A 20602-nucleotide genomic window follows, 5' to 3' on the forward strand; every position below is an offset into this window, starting at 1 on the left:
CCCAGGTTGGTACGCCTCGCGCCAGTACCCAGATGGAGGATCGAGCCTGACGAAGAACTGACGCAGAGAACCGCCGAAATCCGATCGGCTGGGCCAGGTTGAGCACCAAACGACGCACTCTGTGGAACTATTGCAGGCATGGACAATGAACTTTCGAAACCGTCAGAGGTCGACCTCGTAGATGACGACGACGATGAAGAGCCGGTTGAACTACGGGACGTAACGTCTGCGTTCGTGACAGACACGGACTGGACTAGCGAGACGATTCTTAGTCAGATGCGCAGGGGCAACATCCAACTAAATCCGCGATTTCAGCGACGCGACGCATGGGATCGTGCGCGAAAAAGCAGATTCATCGAGAGCTTGATCCTCGGGTTGCCCATCCCGCAAATAGTCCTCGCCGAAGATAAGCGACGCAAGGGCTCCTTTATAGTCCTCGACGGCAAGCAACGCCTGCTTACCTTGTCACAATTTGCCAAAGGTTCATCGCTCGACAGTGATCCTGAAGGTAGTCTGATGCCTCTCCGATTGGGCGCGCTCGAAGTTCGACCAGATCTTCAACGGTTCAGTTTGCAGGATTTCGAAAATCAACTTGGGCTTCAGGATGACTTGAACAGTTTTCTCAACCAGACTATCCGTACTGTCGTAGTTAGGAACTGGCCTGACGAGGGATTTCTGAATCTTGTATTCCTGCGACTTAACACCGGGAGCGTCGCTTTGTCGCCGCAAGAACTGAGGCAGGCACTCCATCCAGGGCCGTTTACAGATTTCCTCGACGATCACGCTTCGGAAAGCACTGAGCTCCAGCATGCGCTAAACATTGACCGACCGGACTTTCGGATGCGGGATGTGGAGATTCTTCTACGATTCTTTGCGCTGAAAACGTCGCTTGAGACATATCGAGGAAGCCTGAAGAAGTTCCTCGACGACGCCAGCGACAAACTCAATGCACAATGGGACGCGGAGGAAGATCGGATCAGAGGCTTGGCTTCGGAGTTTGATGAGGCAGTGGCGGCGGCGCTCACGATATTTCAGAAGAATGCGTTCTGTAGGTGGAACCCGGACAGGTCCATTTATGAACGACGCTTTAATCGTGCGGTATTCGACATTATGGTATTCTACTTCAGCGACCGTGAAACTAGATTCCTCGCACTGGAACGCGCAGCAGAGGTGGAGGCGCTCTTCCGGAAGCTCTCAGATGGCCATCCAACGTTCGTGGAAGCCATGCAAACGTCGACAAAGACTATCGAGGCGCTGCATGCTCGGCTTTCCGTATGGGGAGAGGGGCTGAGAGATGTCACTGGCCTTGACATAGCAGTGCCCGTCCTTGACGCAGGCCGCGTCTTGAGGTTGCGGTAGTTGCACGATGACAACAGTGCGCTATACGTACATGCAGAAGCGTGTGACGACGCTACGCAGGTTCATGCTGCCTGCGAAGTTCTCCGCGACCGGCCTCTATCCCGACCGCGCACATCAGCGAACCGCAGCATTTCGCCTTCTTGTGCATGCTGAGTTCGAGTCTTACCTAGAGGATGCAGTTTCTGCCCATCTCGATTCGAAGGTCGACGACTGGACCTCAAACGGCCGGCCTTCGATCACGATTGCGGCATTGCTTGCCTATGACGAAGTGAGCGGAAAACCTCCGACATCTCTACTGCGTCCGCCACAGAAACAGGCGCGCCTCTTCGATGATCGGCTTGCCGACGCTGCCGCCCGGTTCAATCAGAGAGTTCGAGTGTTTAACCACGGAGTTCGGGAAACAAATGTCCTGAGTCTAGTCCTTCCCATCGGAATGAGTGCCAGTACAATTGACACAATTTGGTTGGCGGAACTCGATGCCTGGGCTAGCGAACGCGGAGATCTTGCCCATCAATCATCTGGTAAGGTGCAGTTAAAATTGGATCCCGCTCGCGAGTATGCGAAGGTCAAGAATCTCTTAGTCGGATTTAAGGAGCTTGACGTCAACATAAGCGGTCTTCCGTAGACTGATGTCAATCTGCGCTAGTCGGATGGGTGCCCGGTCCGCACGCATGGGACGAGGTGACGTGGGCGCAGGTTGCTGATCCTTGATCGCCAAATCAGATCGAACTCGGCGACGAGCGCGCGACCTGGGAGCCTCTAAGACAAGGCGGCGAGAGTTCTATATCGGAGACTCTTCGTTGCCGGTGCGTGCTGCCCTGTAGCCAAATTGCGGGCGCGGACCATGTCTTGAAGTGACGTGTCCGTGTGTGTCGATTGTGAGAACGTGGTTCGATTCATGTTCACCAGCGGGAAGCGCTACGAGCTATTTCGACCCGGTGAACGATCCACCACAGCGTGTCAGCCGGCGGTTAGCCAGTAGGCGGTGGGGGTAGATGTCCATGCATGTTCCGCATTCGAGCTTACCGAACTGGCTGGGTTCGGCGCCCAGGATCGCCGCGGCCTACGCGAGCATGGTTCCTCGCTGGTGGCAGCGGCCTCGCAGTTCGGCGGGTTGCGACGAGGGCGGGTGGGTAGGGTTTGGAGGTTTGGAGGCGTGCGGGCTGTCGCGCGTCGATGCGTCGCAGGACGTCCCGCTTGGCCTTCTCGCCTGCCCGCAGGCGTGCCTTGCATGTTCTCTATGGTGCGGTGGTCGCTGCACAGGTGCAGCAGGGCGATCTGAGCGGGACTCTGTCGGGTTTGACGCACCACCCGTGCCGGCAAGTTGATGGCGGCCGGGCGGGTCACGGGTGTTTGGGCGACAGGCGGGGATCAACTCCCGGAGGCCGTCGCGATCTGCGATGGCCGGAGAGCGCACCGACGCCACACCTTGCGTGCCTTGTCGGGTTTTCCACAGTTTACGCTGCCAGCTGACAATGTCAGCCGCAGCGGGTAACGTAAGCGCGTGAGCCAAGCCGCCCGTACCGTACCCAGCAGAATCTCGTCATCAGACCCGCTTCACGAGCCTCGCAACCTCACAGAAGCCCAAAGAGAGGTCTTCCGTACCCGTTCGCGCGAGTCACGCGAGGCCCGTCAGGCCTCGTTGGCAGGACTGGGGGCGCCCCCGCTCCATGAAATAAACATACCCACTTTCGATCCGCTGAGCCTTATGCCAGCAATCGAGCCAAATGGCCTTTCCACGCTATCGCTATTTAGCGGCGGTGGAGGGCTCGACCTAGGCTTCGATCTCGCAGGGTTCGAACACGGTGGCTCGTGGGAAATTATGGAAGAAGCAGCCAAGACGCTGACATTGGCGCGGCCAGCATGGAGCGTACATGGAGGGGCTGACGGCGACGTTCGAGGCGTGGACTGGCGGACATACAAGGGAAACCTGGCTGTAATGCACGGCGGTCCCCCTTGCCAGCCTTTCAGTAATGCCGGGAAGCAGCGCGGGGCAAAAGATCCTCGCGACATGTGGCCGGAATTTGTGCGCGCTGTATTGCAGGCTCGTCCAGAAGTTTTCGTTGCGGAGAACGTCGCTGCCCTGGCATCGGCAACTTTCTCTGAGTATGTCGCTTCCACAATACTTGCTCCGCTTGCCGGGAGCTACAGAATGCATCGAGTCACAATGCAAGCGTTTGAGTACGGCGTACCCCAGGTGCGTCGACGTGTCGTGTTCTTCGGATTTAGGAACAAGAATCTCGAAAAAAACTGGACACGTCCTCAGCCGTCGCACCGACGCACAGGACGCCCTGGAGGCGAGAGCTTGCTTGAAACGCCCGGAGTTCGAGCCGCATTGGGCCTATCGGATATCGGATTCGACGACGTTTCGCCGACGATTCGGAGTGCACTAACAGGGCCGAGGCATACAACATCTATCCTCAGTAGCGTCTCTGCTCAGAAGAAGTTTGAAGCTCTAGAAGTCTGGCCCAATGGAGTAGCCGATACGAGAGAAGCGGCTCGTGCCTTTGTCGCCAAAAACGGCCACTTCAGGCTCTCCGTCGCGGACGTTGCTCTTCTTCAGGGGTTCCCTGAGTCCTGGAAGTTTTCGGGCGCGAAATATATGCAGCTAGGACAGATTGGGAACTCGGTTTCTCCACCAGTAGGCTACGCGGTAGCGACTTCGGTAGCGACAGCGTTCGTCAAGTAGCCTCGCACGGACTCCCTTAGCTGTGCGGCGTGTTCTATCCTGATCTGCTCGAACCCTTCGAAGAAAGCCTTGCTAATGTGTGGATTGTTGAGCGTTGCGCCTCGGAGGATCACATATTTGGCCCGAAGTTGAAGAATCTCCACCATGCGCAGTTGTGAGTAGCCGTCCGGGGCATCCTCTTGCTCAGCATACTGCTGTGAGTTCCACTGCTTCTTCATAATCCATCTGGCATCATCTCTTGTGTATGTATCCTTGTCGCCAAGCATTGACGTGAGTATTTCCTTGGATGCACTTGCGGGGAGCGAGTTGGCCAACAAGAGGTCCGGCCAAATGTACTCTTCCCGCTCAGCAATCCAGGGCTCCATGTCAGCGGGAGACGCATAGATGCAATACTCCAATTTGGTGCCTGCTTTGTTGTAAAAGGCAAATATCCAGTGGAGATTGTCGCGCCATTTCCTGATGTGTTCTGGGCCGAAATCGCGAACCGTCGAAACTGAATTGCTTGTGCTCGACTTCAACTCAAAGTTGATGATGTGTCCATCGATGTTGAGATGGGCATCGATGTCAGAGCGGCTTCGATCTCCCGGGACTGTGAGATTGAAGATCTGGATCATCTCTAGCTCGCGCGCGTCGTCTTGAACTGGCATGCGCCGAGTATGTCAGATCGACAGGGTCCTGGTTGCGCTGAAGTCTTCGTCATCGGGTGAACTTGTGCCCAGGACTCCATCCTGCTTCCGCAGTGACTGGACGATGTCAAGGTTCGTCGAAGCGGTGCCTCAACTGAGCGCCTAACGCCACGGGGACCTGTGCGAGCGACCGGGACAGTGAACTTCCAGAGGATTCCCGTCCCCTTCGGGCGTGTATGAGAGTCGTCTACTGCGCGTCGACGGGATTGCTTGCATAGGGCGTTATGACCGCGGGGCTGCCGAAGGTACTCGCGTCGCTCGTCACGCGCATCGTGAATCCTGCATCCGGCGAACCGTAGCCGAATACATGGGTGCTCAGCACATCTATCTCTCGACGTCGGTCTCCGTAGAAGGCGGCTACTCGATGCAGTACGCGATTGTACGGCCTTTCGCGAACCTGTCCAATTCGGTTGAGGTTTGCTCTGGGTACGATGAGAAACAGATGTTGAACATCGATCGCTATGTGAGCCTTCCAGAGATCCTTGAGGTCATGGTTGTTCGCTGTTGTTCCTCCTCTTTCTACCTCTGCAATGATTCCCCGTTCGGGACCAAGCCTGTGAAAGAAGTCTGGACGTGCCTTTGTTACAAAACCGTCTTGCGGGGTTAGCACGACTTGGCGTGAGAAATCGATCTCATCGAGGAATGTTCCAATCACGTGTTCGACCCCAGAGCTCGAGGCGTGGAGAACGTGGACTCTGTCGATATCCTGTGAATTATCAGAAATAAATACTTGGAGTCGATCTGCGAGTATGTCAACTGACGCCAGCTCGGTTCTCTCCCTCTCTGTTGTCGTGGAGCGCACGAATCGTGCATAGCCGGATGTCATGCGACAAGTTTCGTGCCAGAAGGCTGCGATTGGCCAGCCGCGAGCGGGTGAAAAAACGGCCGAAGGGGCATTTCCGGCCCATCTTGACCGGGATTGGGGAGTTCGGTGCTTCCTGAGCTGATATGACCGCCGAGCTCGGGGTCGGGTTGCCGGCGCGGCCGGGGCGTCGGGTGGGGCGGGGGCTTCTGGAGAGGAAGTTCTGGAGGGGGCAAGCGCGTAGGACCCGATCACCGGACCTCAGTCCGGGGTGGCGTCGTGTCGCGCCAGCCATGTCAGGATCGTGCGGGTCGCCTCGTCGGGCTTCTCCTGCTGGATCCAGTGGCCGCTGTCGAGGCGGACCTCCTCGACGTTGGGCACGAACTTGGCGAGGTTCTCGGCCGGGGCCACGGCGTCGCGGTCGCCGTAGATCATGAGGGCGGGCTGGCCGATGATCGGGTTGACGTCGGCGAGCAGGTGCCAGTCGCGGTCGAGGTTCCGGTACCAGTTGATGCCGCCGGTGAACCCGGACTTCTCGAAGGCGGAGACGTAGACGGCCAGGTCGCTCTCGCTCATCAGGGGCTCGCCCACGGGAGTCTCGGCTCGGGCGAGTTCGATCATCGCCATCCCTGGCTGCGGCTCCTGGCGAGGCTCGTTCTTGCGGTACAGGTTGCCGAGGAACTGTGCCGGGTTCTCGTCGAAGACAGCGTCGGCGACGCCGGGCTGGCGGTTGAAATGGACGAAGTAGTAGTCGCTGCCGAGCACCGCTTCCATGAACTCCAGCCAGGGGACCTCTCCGCGCACGGGGTACGGCATGCTCAGGCAGATCAGCTTGTTCACGCGCGCCGGATGCAACAAGGTGAGGCTCCACACGACCATCGCCCCCCAGTCGTGGCCGATGAACGTCGCGTCCGCGTAGCCATAGTGGTCGAGCAGCGCGACGAGATCGCCGGCCAGGTGCGCGACGTCGTAAGAGGTCACCTCCACCGGGCGGGAGGAGTTGCCGTAGCCGCGCTGGTTGGGGGCGATGACGTGGTAGCCCGCGGCGACGAGGGCGGGTACCTGATGGCGCCAGGTGAAGGCGAGATCTGGCCAGCCGTGGCAGAGCACGAGGGGCTTCCCGGCGTTCTGTCGGCCTGCTTCGAAGACCTCCAGCTCCACGCCGTTGACGGCGATCAGGGTGGGTTCGGGGAAGTCGGTGGGGTTCGTCAGTGAGTTCATGCCACCAACCTAAGGACCTATACCGGTCACCTCATGACCGGTTTTTCTGGGAGTGTTGTCGGCATGCGAACCGACCGGCTGGTGGCCATCCTCCTCATGCTGCAGCGGCGCGAGCAGGTCACGGCTGCCGAGGTCGCCAAGGAGCTCGAGGTCTCCGAGCGCACCGCGCGTCGCGACCTCGACGCACTGGCCATGAGCGGCATCCCCGTCTATTCAATCCAGGGGCGACGAGGCGGCTGGCGGCTCCTCGGGGGCGCCCGGACCGACCTGTCCGGGCTGACCGCGAGCGAGGCCCGCGCCCTGTTCCTCGTCGCCGGCCCTGCCTCGACCGCAACCCCGGCCGTGCGATCCGCGCTGCGCAAGCTCGTGCGCGCCCTGCCCGAGCCCTTCCGAGCGCAAGCCGAGGCCGCGGCATCCTCGCTGGTCGTGGACCCGCGACACTGGGACTCGACGCGCATCGCACAGCCACCCCCGCGCTTCCTCGACGCCCTGCAGGACGCCGTGATCCGCGGCGTCCAGGTGCAGCTCGGCTACGTCGACAGCTCAGGCACCGAGTCCGAGCGGACGGTCCACCCGCTGGGCATCGTCGCCAAAGGTCCGTCCTGGTATCTCGTCGCCCACACGGAGAGCGGGCGGCGAACCTTCCGGATCGACCGGGTCTCGTCCGTCGCCCCGACCGAGCACCCCGTCCACGTCCCCAAGGACTTCGACCTCGCCGAAAGCTGGCAGGAGATCGCCGACGACGTCGACCGCAAGCGCACACCACCCGTCGAGATCCACGGGACCTGCGCACCCGACGGGATCGGGCTGCTCCGAGTCGCGCTCGGCGACAACCTCGAGACCACAGGTGCCACCGCCGACGGACGCATCGCCGTCGTGATCCGCGGCCCCAGCGAGTACGGGCTCGCCGGCCATCTCGCCGGACTCGTCGAATGGCTCGACATCACCAGCCCCCCAGGTGTGCGAGACCACCTCGCCGCCATCGGCACCGCCCTCACGCAGCGATACGGTGGAACGATGAAGAGGTGACAAGACGCCGCCGGAGGTGAGGAGGGCTCGAATGACGAAGTACCTGATCTCGTTCCCCGCTGAGGCCATGGTGGTCCCCGAGGAGGACTTCGAGGCGGTGGTCGACGCCTCGCACGCCGTCATCGAGGAGGCGAAGGCCGCGGGTGTGTACGTCTTCGGTGGTGGGATCGACGAGGACGTCGCCCCGGTGCTCGTGGCCGGTGACGGCACAGTCACCGAGGGCACGTACCCGGGCCACACGGTGCCCAACGGCGGCTACACGGTTCTTGAGGTGCCCTCGCGGGAGGCAGCCCTCGAGTGGGCGGCGAAGATCGCGGCCGCCTGCCGCTGCTCCCAGGAGGTCCGGCAGTTCATGTACGACCCGGCCAGCTGACGGGAGTCGGGCTGGTTCTCGCTGCGGCAGTTCGTGCAGCAGTCCCCATCACGTCGGTCGCGCCGCTGGCAGGCGCCGGTCGCGCTGGCTTCTCGGCGACCAGGAACACGAAGCAGAAGAACGCGCTGCGCTCACCGCTCGCAATCCGCGGCGGCATGAGCTCGGGCGGGGTGTCTGGTGAGGGGGCCGGCTCGTCGAGCACGCGCAGGCCGAGGCCCGCGTCGGTGACCGCCCTGACCATCTCGCGCAGCGGCCGGTGCCAGAACGTCAAGACGGTGGCTCGGCCGTTGAGCTCGACGTCTTCGGAGTACTGCCGCGTCGCGAAGTAGTCCTCCGTGGGCGCGTTGATCTGACGCGCGAACGGGTGGTTGACGGAGGCGATGAGCCGTCCGCCGGGCTTGAGGACGCGGCGGATCTCGGCCAGCGGCGCATCCCAGTCCTCGAGGTAGTGCAGCACGAGTGAGGTGACGACGTCGTCGAAGGTCCCGTCGTCGTACGGCAGTGGCTCGGCCAGGTCGTGCACGCTCAGCGGGACCGCCACGCCCAACCGGCGGCGCGCGAGGTCGATCATCGCGGGGCTGCCGTCGAAGCCCGTGACGTCAGCGCCCCGGGCGACCAGCTCGGCCGCCAGGGGCCCGGACCCGCAGCCGGCGTCGAGGATCCGCCGACCGTTCACGTCGCCGGCCAGGCTCAGCACCGCCGGCCGCTCGTAGTAGGCGTTCAGTAGACTCCCTGCGTTCTCTGCTTCGTAGTCGTCCGCGAACTGGTCATAGTCATCAGCACTCATTGCGTCCCCCTCGTCAGAATTCCCAGGTCAGCGACAGTAGCGAGGCCGTCCACCAGGGGTGGGTGATCCCCGGTCCTTTGACAGAGGCGACACGGCATCGGCTCAAGATCGCCACAGTGAAGCCCCACAGGCGATCGGTGTCGGGGGTGCCGGGCGGGCATTGGCGGTCGGTGTGACGATGGGGGAATGACCTCGATCCAGCGCATCCGTCCCCCCGGGCTCGTCTCGAGCCCGGCCTTCAGCCACGTCGCCGTCGTGCCGCCCGGCGCGACGACCATCTACGTCGGCGGGCAGAACTCCGTCGACGCCGACGGATCGCTCGTCGGCGCGGGCGACGTCGCCGTGCAGTCCGCCCGCGCGCTGGAGAACGTCAAGACCGCGCTCGCCGCGGCCGGGGCGACCATCGGCGACGTCGTGCACTGGACGGTGCTCTTCGTCGACGGAGCCGACCTCGCGGCGGGATACGGGGCGATCGCCGCAGACCTCGCGTCCGACGAGCCGGGCCTCGTCACCGCGGCGCGGGTCGCGGGGCTGGCCGTGCCCGGCACACTCGTCGAGATCAGCGTGATCGCCGCCGTGCTGGTGTAGCCACCTCCGCTCCTCCCCGTGCAGCAGGGCATGCTCGTGATGCGATCCGGCTCTCCTGGCTTCCCTCAAAGCCCGTGTCCGGACGACGCAGGTGCGCGCCGCGCGGGCGGCGAACACTGAAGTGCTGCGGCTCTACTGGTCGGTCGGCCGCGACATCCTCGATCGGCAGGAGACGGCTGGCTGGGGGAGCAAGGTCGTCACCCGCCTGGCAGCGGACCTGGGTCATGAGTTCCCTGATCAACGCGGTTGGTCACGCACCAACCTGCTCTACATGCGCAAGGCCGCTGAGGTGTGGCCGACGGAGTCGGAGTTCGTCCAACAGGCTGTTGGACGATTGCCGTGGGGGCACGTGACCATCTTGCTCAACCGTCTCGACACCCGTGCCGAGCGGGACTGGTATGCCGAACGTGCCGCTGAGGGCGGCTGGACCCGGAATGTTCTTGAGCACCACATCAAGGCTGGGCTGCGGACAAGCCTGGGCGCGGCCCCGACGAAATTCGCCACCGCACTGGACTCGCCCGACTCCGAGCTGGCCCAGCAGCTGGTCAAGGATCCCTACGTGTTTGGACACCTGGGGCTCGTGGAACAGCAGAGCGAACGGGACATCGAGCAGGCCCTGATGGACCGTCTGCAGGACGCCCTACTTGAGCTCAAGGTCGGCCGCTTCGAGCCCGCGCATCTGGGTCAGCTCGGCACCTACGTGGCGATCGTCGACGACCAGTTCCGCCGCGCTGGAATCTATGCCCCTATCGTCGGCATACTGCTCTGCACGGGCAAGAACGGGTCCACCGTGCGCTACTCGCTCCCCTCCACGTCCGCGCCGATCGCCGTTGCCGACTACTCAGGGCTGCCGGCCGACGCCCAGGCGGCTCTGCCCTCGAGTGACGAGCTGAACGCCATCGTCGATGCCGAGCTTCAGGGTCACCCGCTGCCTGACGACGACTGAGGCATGGGGAGCCGCGCGAGTGTTGGCGAGAATGTCACGACCGCGCTCGCCGCGGCCAGCGACCATCGCCGCCGTGCTGCAGCACTGACCGGACCAGTTGCCCGGGCGTCCCGTGCGGGCTGACAGCCCCCCGCCTCGCTGACACAGCGCCCGGGCCTGCACGAGTGCATGCTGGTGGGAGGCGGTCCGGGTGGGCCGTTCGAGGCCAGACATGCGGGGTGAGTGCGATGTCGATCGTGGTCGGGGTGGACGGGTCAGTGGTGAGCGCGGCCGCGCTGCGATGGGCGGCGCGCGAGGCGGGCGTGCGGGAGGACTCGCTGTGGATCGTCCACGTGCGCGCCCCCGGCCGGTCCCGGATCCCCTTCGGTGACGGGCCGCTCCTGGAGGCCGACGACGCCGCGCGCTACTCCGCCCAGCTGCTCGAGGAGGCCGCACGGATCGCCCGGTCCGAGGCGCCGGACATCGACATCGACGTGCAAGGCGTCGTCGGGCAGGTGGCCACGACGCTGCTGGCGGCGGCCGAGGAGGCCGCGCTCGTCGTCGTCGGGCGCAGCGGGCACGGGACGCTGGGGACGATCTTCCTCGGCTCGGTCAGCCTGCGCGTGGCCGTGCACGCCCACTGCCCGGTGGTCATCGTCCCGGTGAGCTCAGAGGCGACCTCGGCGCACGTCGTCGCCGGGATCGCGCCCGAGGTGGCGGGCGCGTCGCAGGTGCTGAAGTTTGCGCTCGACGAGGCGCTGCGGAGGCAGTGCCGGCTGACGCTGGTCGCGGCGTACTCGATCCCTTTCTCCCAGGCGATCCGGCGCGACCCGTCGGTGTACGGGCCCTACGACCCGATCAGCCATGCCGTCACCGCGTCGTCCGTCGCGGCGCTGCTGGCCCGCGTGCGGGAGGAGCGGCACGCGTCCCTGCAGATCGACACCCTGGTGGTCGGGGAGGACCCGGCCGGGGCGATCACCCTCACCGGGCGCGGAGCGCAGCTGACCGTGGTGGGCTCGCGCGGGCACGGGACTGTGGCCGGGCCGGTGCTCGGGTCGGTGTCCCAGGCGGTGCTGCGGCATGCGGGGCATCCGGTGGCCGTGGTGCCTGCGGGGGAGGCGTAGATCGACTCAGGGTGTTTCGAATATTGCGTTTCTGTGAGACGCTGGCTACATGAGCAGCAAGGCCCTCGACGCCCAGCCAGTCCTGCCTCCGGCCGACCCGACCGAGATGCTCCAGCTGTCACGGTTCCTCAACAGCCACGCGGCCCCAGCGGTTCTCCTCGGGCCGGACGGCGAGCAGGTTCCACTGCCGATGGAGGTCTATCAGGTGCTGGTGCAGGTCGCTGATGCGATGGAGCAGGGCAAGGCGATCACCGTCGCACCGTTGAGCCAGCAGCTCACGACGCAGCAGGCAGCGGACCTCCTGGGAATCAGCCGTCCGACGTTGATCAAGCTTCTTGACCAGCACGAGATCTCCTTCGAGAGGCCAGCCGGTGGTCGTCACCGCCGGCTCCGGCTCGAGGATGTGCTCGAGTACCGAGAGCGTCGTCGCGTTGATCGCCGGAGTCGGTTGGCCGACATGACTCGACAGGCGGCTGAGGACGGTCTGTACGAGGCCACGGCCGAGCAGTACGCGGAAGCGTTGGCGGCTGCCCGGCACGAGAACTGACGGGCGACCACGGTGGCCCGGTTCGCGGTGGTGCTCGACGCGTGCGTGATGGTGCCGATCGCGTTAAGCGACACCCTGCTCCGCCTCGCCGAGCGTGACTTCTACCGACCGCTCTGGAGCGAGAGAATCCTGGAGGAAGCGCGCCGGGCGCTTCTGCGCGTGCATGCCGATATGGATCCTGTTCGCATCGATGCCCGGCTCCGCTCGATGAACGCGGCATTCGACGACTCCTGCGTCACAGGGTGGGAACCACTGGTGGCCGGTCTAGTTCTGCCCGACCCGGATGACAGGCACGTAGTCGCCGCAGCGCTCCGCGGTGGCGCCGAACTGATCGTCACTGCGAACCTCAAGGACTTCCCCGATGAAGTTCTGGAGCCATTGGGGCTGCACGCCCTGTCGCCCGATGAGTTCCTCTTGGATCAGTTCGACCTGGACCCCGCTGGGACAGCCGCCCTCATCGCAGAGCAGGCTGCCGACCAACGCCGCCCGCCGGTCACCGCGAACCACGTGCTGGATTCTCTCGCCGCGGCGGGAGCGCCTGGATTTGCTGAGAAGGCAAGGTCAAGGCTCGCCAGATAGCGCGGGTTCCTTGCGAGTTGACGGGCTCGGCGTGGGACAGTGCACAGGTGAACACGCAAATGAAGTTGGAGCTCCCTGTGCCGGAGACGTGGAGGGCGGCGTCAGAGGAGTTGGTGGAAGGTGCTGTCCAAGCAGCACTCGTGGCGCTGGCTCTAGACTCCTCGAGACCAGCAAGTGCGCGATTGTTGAACTTCTATGACCGCGAGAGCGGCTTCGCCGGTGCATCGTTCGTTTCGCTGGATCCGCGTGAGCCGGCCGACATCACGGTCGCGGACCTGCATGCCACGACCCTGCTGTCGGTCACCATCAACCCCTCCGCAATGCGCCGACTCTTGGGCCCGTCGGAACCTCGCGACGCGGTGCTCGACGCACTAGGAAATCTGCCTTCTGGCGACCTGAGTTCGGTGACGGCTGACGGCCTCGTGGCGATGGAACGTTTCTACCTCGCTGTGCGGTCATCGCTGTCGGGGACACGTGTTAAGAATCCGAATGCATGGGTGACCGCCGGCAAACTGTGCGCCCGCAAGCGCCCAGCCCTGTTCCCGGTCCGGGACAACCTGGTGTGCACATTTCTCGGGCTGCTTGGGCCCAAGAAGCCCGGGTTCTACCAGGTCGATTGGCAGGTCTTCCGTGCGCTCATGCGTGATGACCGAATCACGCATGCGATCGACCTCGTGGTGGAACAAGCAGCGGAAATGAGCGGCTCGCGGGATGTCGTGATGGACACAGACCCCCTTCGGCTGCTGGATGCCGCGTTGTGGACGTGGGCGTCAGGGAAGGGTTGAGCGCCTGATCGCGGTGGCCTTCGTCAGGCGCCGGAAGGAGAGGGCCGGGTATATCGATTGCGATATGTCCTGGGCGAGGAGAGCGGTCCGATGAGTGCATCAGCATTGCTTCGCGCCGCGCGCCGGAGCAGCGGCGTTGCCCAGCGTGAGGTTGCCGACCGAGCGGGCATCAGCCAGCTCGACGTCTCGCACGTGGAGCAAGGGCGACGGAGTCATACGGTCGACACCTTCGAGAGGCTGCTCAACGCCACCGGGCACAAGCTCATCGCCGTGAAGACGAGCCGTCGGGACGCAGTGGAGATCTGCGCCCAGATCGCGCGTGACCTCCTAGCCAGCGACGTCCAGGCCGCCTTTCGCCGGTTCCTCGAGTACTCCGACGGACTCGCGGCGACCTTGGGTGTGGAGCGTGTCCTGCTGACCGCGGCTGAACCGTATCCGTGCGGGTCGCCCGTGTGGGACACCGCGCTCGCCGCGGTCGCCGAGTACTGGCTCGATGAGGGGTCTCTCCCCAAGCCCGACTGGTTGGACGATCCCGCGAGGGCGCTTCCCGTTCAACAGATTCTTGCGGTGAGTGTGTACGACCTGCCGCCGCGGATCGAGGAGGTGCCTGAGCAGTTTGCTCGACGGAACCTGCTTGTCGAGCGTGGGACGTTGGCGAGCGTCTAATTGCATGGTCAGCGAACAGTTCGCGACGCAGCAGGCAGCGGACCTCCTGGGTCGCGTCGATCGCCGGAGGCGGTCAGGGCCCCAGGGTAGAGAAGTGAGTCACGAAGGCCTCGCCCGCCGCATAGATGCCTGCGATCGCTGTCCCGGTGACCATGACGATCAGCAGCAGGCGGAGCGTGAAGGAGAAGAGCCTCCGGACAAATGCTGCTGTGCTCGCCGCCGGCTCTCCGGCGGAACCGGAGGGTCCGCGCCATTCCTGCGCGTTGCGACTTGGCTGCGTTGCCCGCTGGCGCGGTGCGCGCGCGCCTGCTGTGCGCGCGACCGTGGCAGTCCGATGCAGGTACGCGCTCGTGATCGTCTCGGGGCTCTTCGCCCCGGCGAGCTCGGCGTGCAGGTGGCGGGCGACGTCTGCGACGTCGTACGCGGTGAGCCGTTGCGGCAGGTGCACGAGGTAGTCCGTCAACGCCGCCCGCCCGACGACGTCAGTCGCCTCGATCCGGGTCGTCTCAAAGTCCTGGGCGACCAGGCACAGGACGCTCCGGGTGGCCATCCGATGCTGGGGGGCCAGTCGCGCGGCAACCGCTGCGGCCGCGTCGGAGGCGGCCGAGGTCTCCTTCGCGCGGGAGTACCCGTTCTGGCGGAGGGTGCCCCCGGTGATCTTGACATCACCGGTCCAGTTCTTGGCGTCGATGACGACCACCCCGCCGGGTCCGATCGCGATGTGGTCGATGTTCGCCTGCGGGCGCCCCGGCCAGTGGACGTCATGTAGCGCGGTCCAGCCATATCGCTCGACGAAGCCCAAGGTCTGGGCGACCAACCGCTCGCCCTCGGCTCCTTGGGAGTATGTGCGCTGCCTGCGGGCGGCGCGGTCGATCTGCTTCTGCACGGCGTCGTCGGCCACGGTGGCGAGCTCTTGCTCGCGGCGGAGCTTCGCCAGCCGCCGGGATGCGCGTGAGGCGATTTCTTCCGCGCCGAATCCGGGCTGGCCGGGAGGGGGAGTGGTCACGCCAGGGGTATCGGCCTGCCGGTGACGCAACTGGAGGGTGAATGTCCGATGTCGCGGCGCCTGCTCCCGTTTCGTGCGCTAACAGCTGGCCGGCGATGTCCAGGTTGTTAGGATGCGCGCGTGCTTTCACGACCCGCGCTCCTGCCACGTGCGACACCGGCCTCCGCAGGCGTGTCGTCCCGGGCGGTGACCGCTCTGCTGGACCGGCTCGAGGCGGGATCCATTGAGTGCCACTCCCTCATGGTCGTGCACCGCGGGCAGGTCGTCGCTGAAGGCTGGTGGGCGCCCTACTCGGCCCAGCGCCCGCACCTTCTCTACTCGCTGACCAAGTCGTTCACCGCGATCGCGGTGGGGCTCGCGGTCGCCGACGGGCTCCTCTCGCTGGACGACCGCGTGGTGGACGTGCTGCCCGACCACGTCCCGCCCGACGTCTCCGAGCAGGGACGCCGCCTCACCGTCCACCACCTGCTGTCCATGACGACCGGCCACTCCACGGACAGCCTCGCCGAGGCCTGGCAGCTGGAACCGGACGACCTCGTCAAGGGATTCCTCCGCGTGCCGTTCCCCGACTCCGAGGGGGCGCGGCACGCCTACGACAACTCGACCACCTTCGTCCTGGCCCGGATGGTGGAACGGGTCACCGGCCGCAGCCTGCCCGACCTGCTCGACGACCGCCTCTTCGCCCCGATGGGCGTCGACCGTGCCGAGTGGGACCGGGTGGCCAGCGGTGCCACCTTCGGGTTCCACGGGCTGCACCTCACGACCGAGGCCGTTGCCGCCTTCGGTGAGCTGCTGCTGCGCGGCGGCCTCTGGGGTGACCGGCAGCTCGTCCCGCGTTCCTGGGTCGAGCTCGTGACCAGCCGCCACATCGCGACCCAGCCGTTCGAGACCCAGCGGCTCGAAGACCAGCCGGGGGACGCCGACTTCCTCTGCGGCTACGGTTACCAGTTCTGGGTGTCGCGCCACGGGTTCCACGGCCACGGCTCCTTCGGCCAGCAGTGCGTCGTCGTCCCGTCGCACGACCTGGTGGTCGTCGTGACCGGCGCCCACCACCAGTCGCAGGCGGTGCTCGACGCGATCTGGGAGTGCCTGCTCCCCGGGAGGGCCGGCGCCGGCACCGCGCACGACGACGACGCCCACGACGACGTCCTCGCCAAGCGGCTGCGCACACTCTCCCTGGCACCGGTACCAGGGACAGCCGTCCCGGAGCGTTCCGTCACGGCACGGCTCGACGCATCCGCCCAGGACTCGGCGCTGCCCGGCGGCACTAGCGTGACCGTCGACCCCATCGCGGACGGATGGCTCCTGCAGCTCGGGCGGTCCCTCACCGTGGAGGTCGGGCACGGCGGGTGGCGGGAGAGCTCCCCGCTCGGTCGCCCGGTCGTGGCGAGCGGCGCCTGGCAGGCCGACACCTTCGTCGCCGACCTCTACGTCATCACCACCCCGCACCGGGTCCGCCTCGTCGTCGACGCCGGCGCGGGCACGGCGGTCGCGACGTGGGTCACGGTGCCCCTGACCGGCCCCGACCTGGCACTGCACCTGCGGTCGCCGCTGATGACCCGGCCCGACGTCGCTTAGCGGTAGGTCGAGGTGAACAGGTGTGGGGGCTGGCATTTCAGCACATAGTGTCTCGAAGCAGTGCCAAGTCCGGATATGATCTCGATCATGGTGAATTCTCGACTTCTTGCAACGGTTGTGGCTGCTGGCGTCGTGGTGCTGGCCGGCGGGTGCAGCGCGATCACCTCGGGCTACAGTGACGCGATCGGCGACGAAAGCCCTGTCCCGGTGACGGAGGTGCCGGAGGTCCCGCCTGCTGTGGCGCCGGACGACAGTGCTGTCCCCGACCCCGTCGCCATGTGGTCGTGCAGTTACGACGTGACTCTCAATGACGACTGGCACGACGACGTCCTGTGCACGAACGGCACGGACTCCCAGCGGCCATATCTGCGGGACTGGGACGACTTCGTCACGGAAGCGGAACTCATGGAATCGGCGCGTGAGTTCGAGGACGAGCTCAACCTTGGCGGTTAGGTCTTCCTGGAGACGGTGTGGGAAGGGGACACCTTCACTCCGGCCCGTTGATCAGGTGGGTCGTGTAGCCCAGAAACGCGCCGACGGCGAACCCGATCGGGATCGCGACGGCCGTGGCGATCAGCACGACCCGGAACACCCGGGCCAAGAATCTCCGGACCCGGGAGGACTCCAGGCGCGCCTCCCGCCGGGCGGCCTCCTCGTCGAGGTACGTGCTGGACCAGCCGGGCGGCGGAATGCTCATATGGTCGATATCGGCATCTATGTCAGGGGACTGGAGTCCGGCCGTGAGAGGAACTCCAGCGTCTGCCAAGGTTGAGCGCCTCAGGCGTCGGCTCAGCGCCGCCGCCGTCGGGAGTAGCGAGCGCGGGGTGCTGTTTGGTTCAATCACCCCCATGACCAGCCAGCGGCGTGTCCCCCGCGAGAAGCACAAGCTCTTCCGCGGTGAGAGGCAGATCGCCGTCACGCTCCGGCTGCCCCCGGACATGGCGTGCCAGCAGATGGCCGCGGGGCTCGTGAGCCGCCGACACTTCCGGCTCAAGAGCATCGACGGACCGCGGGCGCACCTGGCCGTCGGCAGCCCGGTCGCCGCCCTGCTCGGTGATTTCGGCGACCTCGCCGGCTACGCGCAGCAGAAGTTCCGGCTGCCGGTGGGGCATCTTGGTGTCATGTGGGAACGGGTCGATGTGGTGGCCGAGCCCGGCGCCGACCCCGCGCACAGCGTCGTGTGGCTGCGCCCGGGGTGGATGTCCGACGTCGGGGTGTCCATCGTGCTTGCCGACGACCTGGAGAAAGTGGTGGCGGGCTTCGCCGCGTCCGGTCACCTCGTGGAGGTCGGGCCGTGGGTGACAGTCGACCAGAAGGCCGTGAACCTCGAGGAACGCGAGGTGAAGCGCGAGCGGAAGGCACGCCGGGCGGGAAGCTAGGCGGAGTCCTCAGGTCGCAGACCCCGGACTGGAGAAGTGCCTCAGCGCCTGCTCGAGCACCCGCCCGGGCTGCTCGTCGGGGACGTAGTGCCCGGCGCCGTCGATGAAGTCGAGCCACGCGTCGTCGGCGTAGCGGTGGCGGTCGGCGAGCAGATCTTCGGCGAGGCTCCGGTCAAAGGCCGGGTCCCCGGTGCCGAAGAGCAGCAGGGTGGGGGTGCTGCACCGGATGACGGTGGACCCGGAGGTCGAGCTGCGGCCGGTGGTCGCGGCGGTGGTGTCGGGGGTGCTGGCGGGGGTGCCGGGCGGCGCCCAGATATAGCGGCCCACCTGCGAGTGCGCCATGCTGGTTCTGTCTACGGTGCCTGCCGCGGACCGGCACAGCCGACGGACGCGACCGCGACCGCGGCACCAGTGGGATGGATGTGACCTGCGATGGCAACTGCGGTGATTGAACGGCGTCGTACCGGATGGGACGTCATCCTGGGAATCCTGCTCGTCGTCGGGTCCTTCGTGGTCTTCGGCGACGTGCTGCTCGCGACCGTGGTGTCGGTCATGCTCATCGGGTGGATCAGCCTCATCTCGGGGGTGGTCATGCTCGTCAGTGCGCTGTTCCGGATCAAGTCCGGCGGCGCGTGGTCCGTCGCCCTCGGCGGGGCGGTGCTCACCGTGCTCGGCCTGTTCATGCTGCGCAACCTGGTGGTCGGTGCGGCGCTGCTCACGGTGCTCGCCGGCGCGCTGTTCCTCACCGGCGGCCTCGTGCGCGTGGTGACCGCCTTCCAGTCCGAGAGGCACAAGGTCATCCTCGCGCTCAGCGGCGTGGTCTCGATCGGGCTCGGCGTCTTCGTGCTCATCAACCCGGTCACCGCGACGCTGTCGCTGCTCGGCATCCTGCTCGGGGTGCAGATCCTCGTCGAGGGCCTCACCCTCATCACGCTCGGCCGCCTGCGCATGGGCGAGGTGCTGACGGAATGACCTGCGCTACGCGCGCGGCAGCGGGTCTTGTCGACCCGCTGCCGCGCGCGGTCAGGTAGTCGGTCCCTCAGTCGACCGTGACGACGATCTTGCCGCGCACGTGCCCGCCCTCGCTGTGGGCGTGCGCCTTCGACCCGTGCTCGAGCGGGAAGGTCTGCTCGACCGCGACGACGTACCTGCCCTGCTCGACGAGCGCGGCGGCCTCCGCCAGCGCCCCGAAGTAGCGCGCACCGTTGCCGCCGTTGACCCGGACGCCGTGTTCGCCGGCGTTGAAGTCCGCGATGGAGACAACCCGTGCGGTGTCTCCGGTGATCGCGACGAGCTCCGGGATCGACCCACCGCCCGCGATGTCCACAGCCGCGGCGATCGGGGCGTCAGTCAGGTCCCGGACGCGCGCGGCCAGACCGGGGCCGTAGGTGGTCGGGAGGGCGCCGAGGGACCGCAGGTAGTCGTGGTTGCCCTCGGAGGCGGTGCCCACCACCACGGCGCCGCGCGCCACGGCGAGCTGGACGGCTGCGCTGCCGACGCCGCCCGCGGCGCCGTCGATGAGCACCGTGTCGCCCGCGGTGAACGGCACGTCGGCGAAAGCGCGCGCGGCCGTCTCCACGGCCATCGGCAGGCCGGACGCCTCGACGAAGCTCAGCGCCGCAGGCTTCGCCTCGAAGTGGTCGAGGACCGCATACTCGGCGGTGGCGGACGTGCCGGAGCCGAAGACCGCGTCGCCCACGGACACCCCGTGCACGCCCGCGCCGACCTCGTCGACGATGCCTGCGGCGTCGGATCCTGGGATGACGGGGAAGGTGACCGGGGCCATCTCGGCGAGGTAGCCGGCGCGGATCTTCCAGTCGATCGGGTTGACGGACGCGGCCGCGACCCGGATGCGGACCTGGCCCGGTCCGGCGTGCGGCTCGGGGGCCTCGGCGACGGTCAGGACGTCGGCGGAGCCGTACTCGGTGAACTGCAGTGCGCGCATGGGAAGCCCTTCGGTAGGTGTCGGCGGCGGCGACCTGCGCCGTTGCATGCACAACGACGCCCGAGGCCGCACCCTTCCCAATCGTGGGTACGCACTCTGAAGTGGGGTACGCACCTCAAAGTAGGGTAGGGGGATGGAGACTGTCCCGACCCCCGCCTTCACCGACCCGGTGAGCTGCGTCGACCGCGCCCTGTTCGACCACATCACGAGCAAGTGGGCGATGCTCATCCTCGCTACCCTGGATGGGCGCACCCTGCGCTGGAGCGAGCTGCGCCGGTCGATCGACGGCATCACCGAGAAGATGCTCAACCAGACGCTGCGCACGCTCGAAGACGACGGCCTGGTGCTGCGCACCGCCCTGCCGGTGGTGCCCCCGCACGTGGAGTACTCCCTCACGGAGGCCGGGTCCGAGGTGTTCGCGCTGCTCACGCCGCTGCTGGACTGGATCCACGTGCGAGTGACGAAGGGCTGAGCCGCTGACTCCGGTTGCGCCCGACACCGGGGAGCCGTGCGCCCGACACGGGAGCCGTGCGC

25 protein-coding genes are annotated in these 20602 nt (G+C 65.7%); 17 read left to right on the forward strand and 8 right to left on the reverse strand.

Going from position 1 to position 20602, the window contains the following annotated elements:
• The first annotated feature begins 138 nt into the window (after window positions 1–138).
• The 3 genes from ACWA15_RS01130 (at window position 139) to ACWA15_RS01140 (ending at window position 4048) form a co-directional block, all read left to right on the forward strand.
• The gene (locus tag ACWA15_RS01130; protein WP_464057447.1) at window positions 139–1359 is read left to right on the forward strand and encodes a GmrSD restriction endonuclease domain-containing protein; all 1221 of its coding nucleotides are present in this window, start codon (window positions 139–141) and stop codon (window positions 1357–1359) included.
• Window positions 1360–1390: 31 nt separating this feature from the next.
• Window positions 1391–1984, forward strand: coding sequence for a hypothetical protein (locus tag ACWA15_RS01135; RefSeq protein WP_464057449.1), 594 nt, complete (start codon window positions 1391–1393; stop codon window positions 1982–1984).
• 1083 nt (window positions 1985–3067) lie between these two features.
• Window positions 3068–4048, forward strand: coding sequence for a DNA cytosine methyltransferase (locus tag ACWA15_RS01140; protein ID WP_464057451.1), 981 nt, complete (start codon window positions 3068–3070; stop codon window positions 4046–4048).
• Here the strand turns inward: ACWA15_RS01140 and ACWA15_RS01145 are convergent.
• The 3 genes from ACWA15_RS01145 to ACWA15_RS01155 form a co-directional block, all read right to left on the reverse strand.
• Window positions 4006–4695: a PDDEXK family nuclease gene (locus ACWA15_RS01145; RefSeq protein WP_464057453.1), complete on the reverse strand. Its 690-nt coding sequence runs from the start codon at window positions 4693–4695 to the stop codon at window positions 4006–4008. The genes ACWA15_RS01140 and ACWA15_RS01145 overlap by 43 nt on opposite strands.
• A 226-nt stretch (window positions 4696–4921) precedes the next feature.
• Window positions 4922–5560 carry a hypothetical protein gene (locus tag ACWA15_RS01150; protein WP_464057455.1) on the reverse strand — a complete coding sequence of 213 codons (639 nt, stop codon included), beginning with the start codon at window positions 5558–5560 and terminating at the stop codon, window positions 4922–4924.
• 237 nt (window positions 5561–5797) lie between these two features.
• Window positions 5798–6757 carry an alpha/beta fold hydrolase gene (locus ACWA15_RS01155; RefSeq protein ID WP_464057457.1) on the reverse strand — a complete coding sequence of 320 codons (960 nt, stop codon included), beginning with the start codon at window positions 6755–6757 and terminating at the stop codon, window positions 5798–5800.
• A gap of 63 nt (window positions 6758–6820) precedes the next feature.
• Between ACWA15_RS01155 and ACWA15_RS01160 the strand changes: the two genes are divergently transcribed.
• Together ACWA15_RS01160 and ACWA15_RS01165 are read left to right on the forward strand one after the other, a co-directional pair.
• A complete protein-coding gene (locus ACWA15_RS01160; RefSeq protein ID WP_464057459.1) occupies window positions 6821–7786 on the forward strand; it encodes a helix-turn-helix transcriptional regulator in 966 nt (321 codons plus the stop codon).
• Between the two features lie 31 nt (window positions 7787–7817).
• Window positions 7818–8159: a YciI family protein gene (locus ACWA15_RS01165; protein WP_464057461.1), complete on the forward strand. Its 342-nt coding sequence runs from the start codon at window positions 7818–7820 to the stop codon at window positions 8157–8159.
• On the opposite strand, the gene ACWA15_RS01170 is transcribed toward ACWA15_RS01165, so the two are convergent.
• The gene (locus ACWA15_RS01170; RefSeq protein WP_464057463.1) at window positions 8137–8946 is read right to left on the reverse strand and encodes a class I SAM-dependent methyltransferase; all 810 of its coding nucleotides are present in this window, start codon (window positions 8944–8946) and stop codon (window positions 8137–8139) included. The two genes, ACWA15_RS01165 and ACWA15_RS01170, sit on opposite strands and share 23 nt — an antisense overlap.
• A gap of 186 nt (window positions 8947–9132) precedes the next feature.
• On the opposite strand from ACWA15_RS01170, the gene ACWA15_RS01175 reads away from it, so the two are divergent.
• The 7 genes from ACWA15_RS01175 to ACWA15_RS01205 all read left to right on the forward strand — a co-directional run bounded on the left by ACWA15_RS01175 (window position 9133) and on the right by ACWA15_RS01205 (window position 14160).
• Complete coding sequence (locus ACWA15_RS01175; protein ID WP_464057465.1) at window positions 9133–9534, forward strand: RidA family protein; 402 nt, start codon at window positions 9133–9135, stop codon at window positions 9532–9534.
• A 91-nt stretch (window positions 9535–9625) separates the two neighbouring features.
• The gene (locus ACWA15_RS01180) at window positions 9626–10480 is read left to right on the forward strand and encodes a PDDEXK nuclease domain-containing protein (RefSeq protein WP_464057467.1); all 855 of its coding nucleotides are present in this window, start codon (window positions 9626–9628) and stop codon (window positions 10478–10480) included.
• 227 nt (window positions 10481–10707) lie between these two features.
• Complete coding sequence (locus ACWA15_RS01185; protein WP_464057469.1) at window positions 10708–11583, forward strand: universal stress protein; 876 nt, start codon at window positions 10708–10710, stop codon at window positions 11581–11583.
• Between the two features lie 49 nt (window positions 11584–11632).
• Window positions 11633–12130, forward strand: a complete 498-nt coding sequence (locus ACWA15_RS01190) for a helix-turn-helix domain-containing protein (RefSeq protein ID WP_464057471.1) — start codon at window positions 11633–11635, stop codon at window positions 12128–12130.
• Window positions 12131–12157: 27 nt separating this feature from the next.
• Entirely contained in the window at window positions 12158–12709 is a 552-nt protein-coding gene (locus ACWA15_RS01195) for a PIN domain-containing protein (RefSeq protein WP_464057473.1), read from the forward strand.
• A gap of 182 nt (window positions 12710–12891) precedes the next feature.
• Window positions 12892–13494: a DUF6308 family protein gene (locus tag ACWA15_RS01200; RefSeq protein ID WP_464057475.1), complete on the forward strand. Its 603-nt coding sequence runs from the start codon at window positions 12892–12894 to the stop codon at window positions 13492–13494.
• Window positions 13495–13584: 90 nt separating this feature from the next.
• Window positions 13585–14160 (forward strand): helix-turn-helix domain-containing protein, encoded by a 576-nt coding sequence (locus ACWA15_RS01205; RefSeq protein ID WP_464057477.1) that lies wholly within the window; start codon window positions 13585–13587, stop codon window positions 14158–14160.
• A 73-nt stretch (window positions 14161–14233) separates the two neighbouring features.
• Here ACWA15_RS01205 and ACWA15_RS01210 read toward each other — a convergent pair whose 3' ends face one another.
• Complete coding sequence (locus ACWA15_RS01210) at window positions 14234–15166, reverse strand: nuclease-related domain-containing protein (RefSeq protein ID WP_464057479.1); 933 nt, start codon at window positions 15164–15166, stop codon at window positions 14234–14236.
• 120 nt (window positions 15167–15286) lie between these two features.
• Here ACWA15_RS01210 and ACWA15_RS01215 point away from each other — a divergent pair, with 120 nt between their 5' ends.
• Together ACWA15_RS01215 and ACWA15_RS01220 are read left to right on the forward strand one after the other, a co-directional pair.
• A complete protein-coding gene (locus ACWA15_RS01215; protein WP_464057481.1) occupies window positions 15287–16744 on the forward strand; it encodes a serine hydrolase domain-containing protein in 1458 nt (485 codons plus the stop codon).
• An 87-nt stretch (window positions 16745–16831) separates the two neighbouring features.
• The gene (locus tag ACWA15_RS01220; protein WP_464057483.1) at window positions 16832–17197 is read left to right on the forward strand and encodes a hypothetical protein; all 366 of its coding nucleotides are present in this window, start codon (window positions 16832–16834) and stop codon (window positions 17195–17197) included.
• A 34-nt stretch (window positions 17198–17231) separates the two neighbouring features.
• On the opposite strand, the gene ACWA15_RS01225 is transcribed toward ACWA15_RS01220, so the two are convergent.
• Window positions 17232–17441, reverse strand: coding sequence for a hypothetical protein (locus ACWA15_RS01225; RefSeq protein ID WP_464057485.1), 210 nt, complete (start codon window positions 17439–17441; stop codon window positions 17232–17234).
• A gap of 151 nt (window positions 17442–17592) precedes the next feature.
• On the opposite strand from ACWA15_RS01225, the gene ACWA15_RS01230 reads away from it, so the two are divergent.
• Window positions 17593–18123 carry a hypothetical protein gene (locus tag ACWA15_RS01230; RefSeq protein ID WP_464057487.1) on the forward strand — a complete coding sequence of 177 codons (531 nt, stop codon included), beginning with the start codon at window positions 17593–17595 and terminating at the stop codon, window positions 18121–18123.
• 9 nt (window positions 18124–18132) lie between these two features.
• Here the strand turns inward: ACWA15_RS01230 and ACWA15_RS01235 are convergent, their stop codons facing one another.
• A complete protein-coding gene (locus ACWA15_RS01235; RefSeq protein ID WP_464057488.1) occupies window positions 18133–18465 on the reverse strand; it encodes an alpha/beta fold hydrolase in 333 nt (110 codons plus the stop codon).
• Window positions 18466–18555: 90 nt separating this feature from the next.
• On the opposite strand from ACWA15_RS01235, the gene ACWA15_RS01240 reads away from it, so the two are divergent.
• Complete coding sequence (locus tag ACWA15_RS01240; protein ID WP_464057490.1) at window positions 18556–19095, forward strand: HdeD family acid-resistance protein; 540 nt, start codon at window positions 18556–18558, stop codon at window positions 19093–19095.
• Window positions 19096–19162: 67 nt separating this feature from the next.
• Here ACWA15_RS01240 and ACWA15_RS01245 read toward each other — a convergent pair whose 3' ends face one another.
• A complete protein-coding gene (locus tag ACWA15_RS01245) occupies window positions 19163–20068 on the reverse strand; it encodes an NADP-dependent oxidoreductase (protein WP_464057492.1) in 906 nt (301 codons plus the stop codon).
• A 133-nt stretch (window positions 20069–20201) separates the two neighbouring features.
• Between ACWA15_RS01245 and ACWA15_RS01250 the strand changes: the two genes are divergently transcribed.
• Complete coding sequence (locus ACWA15_RS01250; protein ID WP_464057495.1) at window positions 20202–20540, forward strand: winged helix-turn-helix transcriptional regulator; 339 nt, start codon at window positions 20202–20204, stop codon at window positions 20538–20540.
• Window positions 20541–20602: the final 62 nt, after the last annotated feature.

The sequence above is a fragment of the Sanguibacter sp. TS_SC_8 genome (assembly GCF_055361235.1).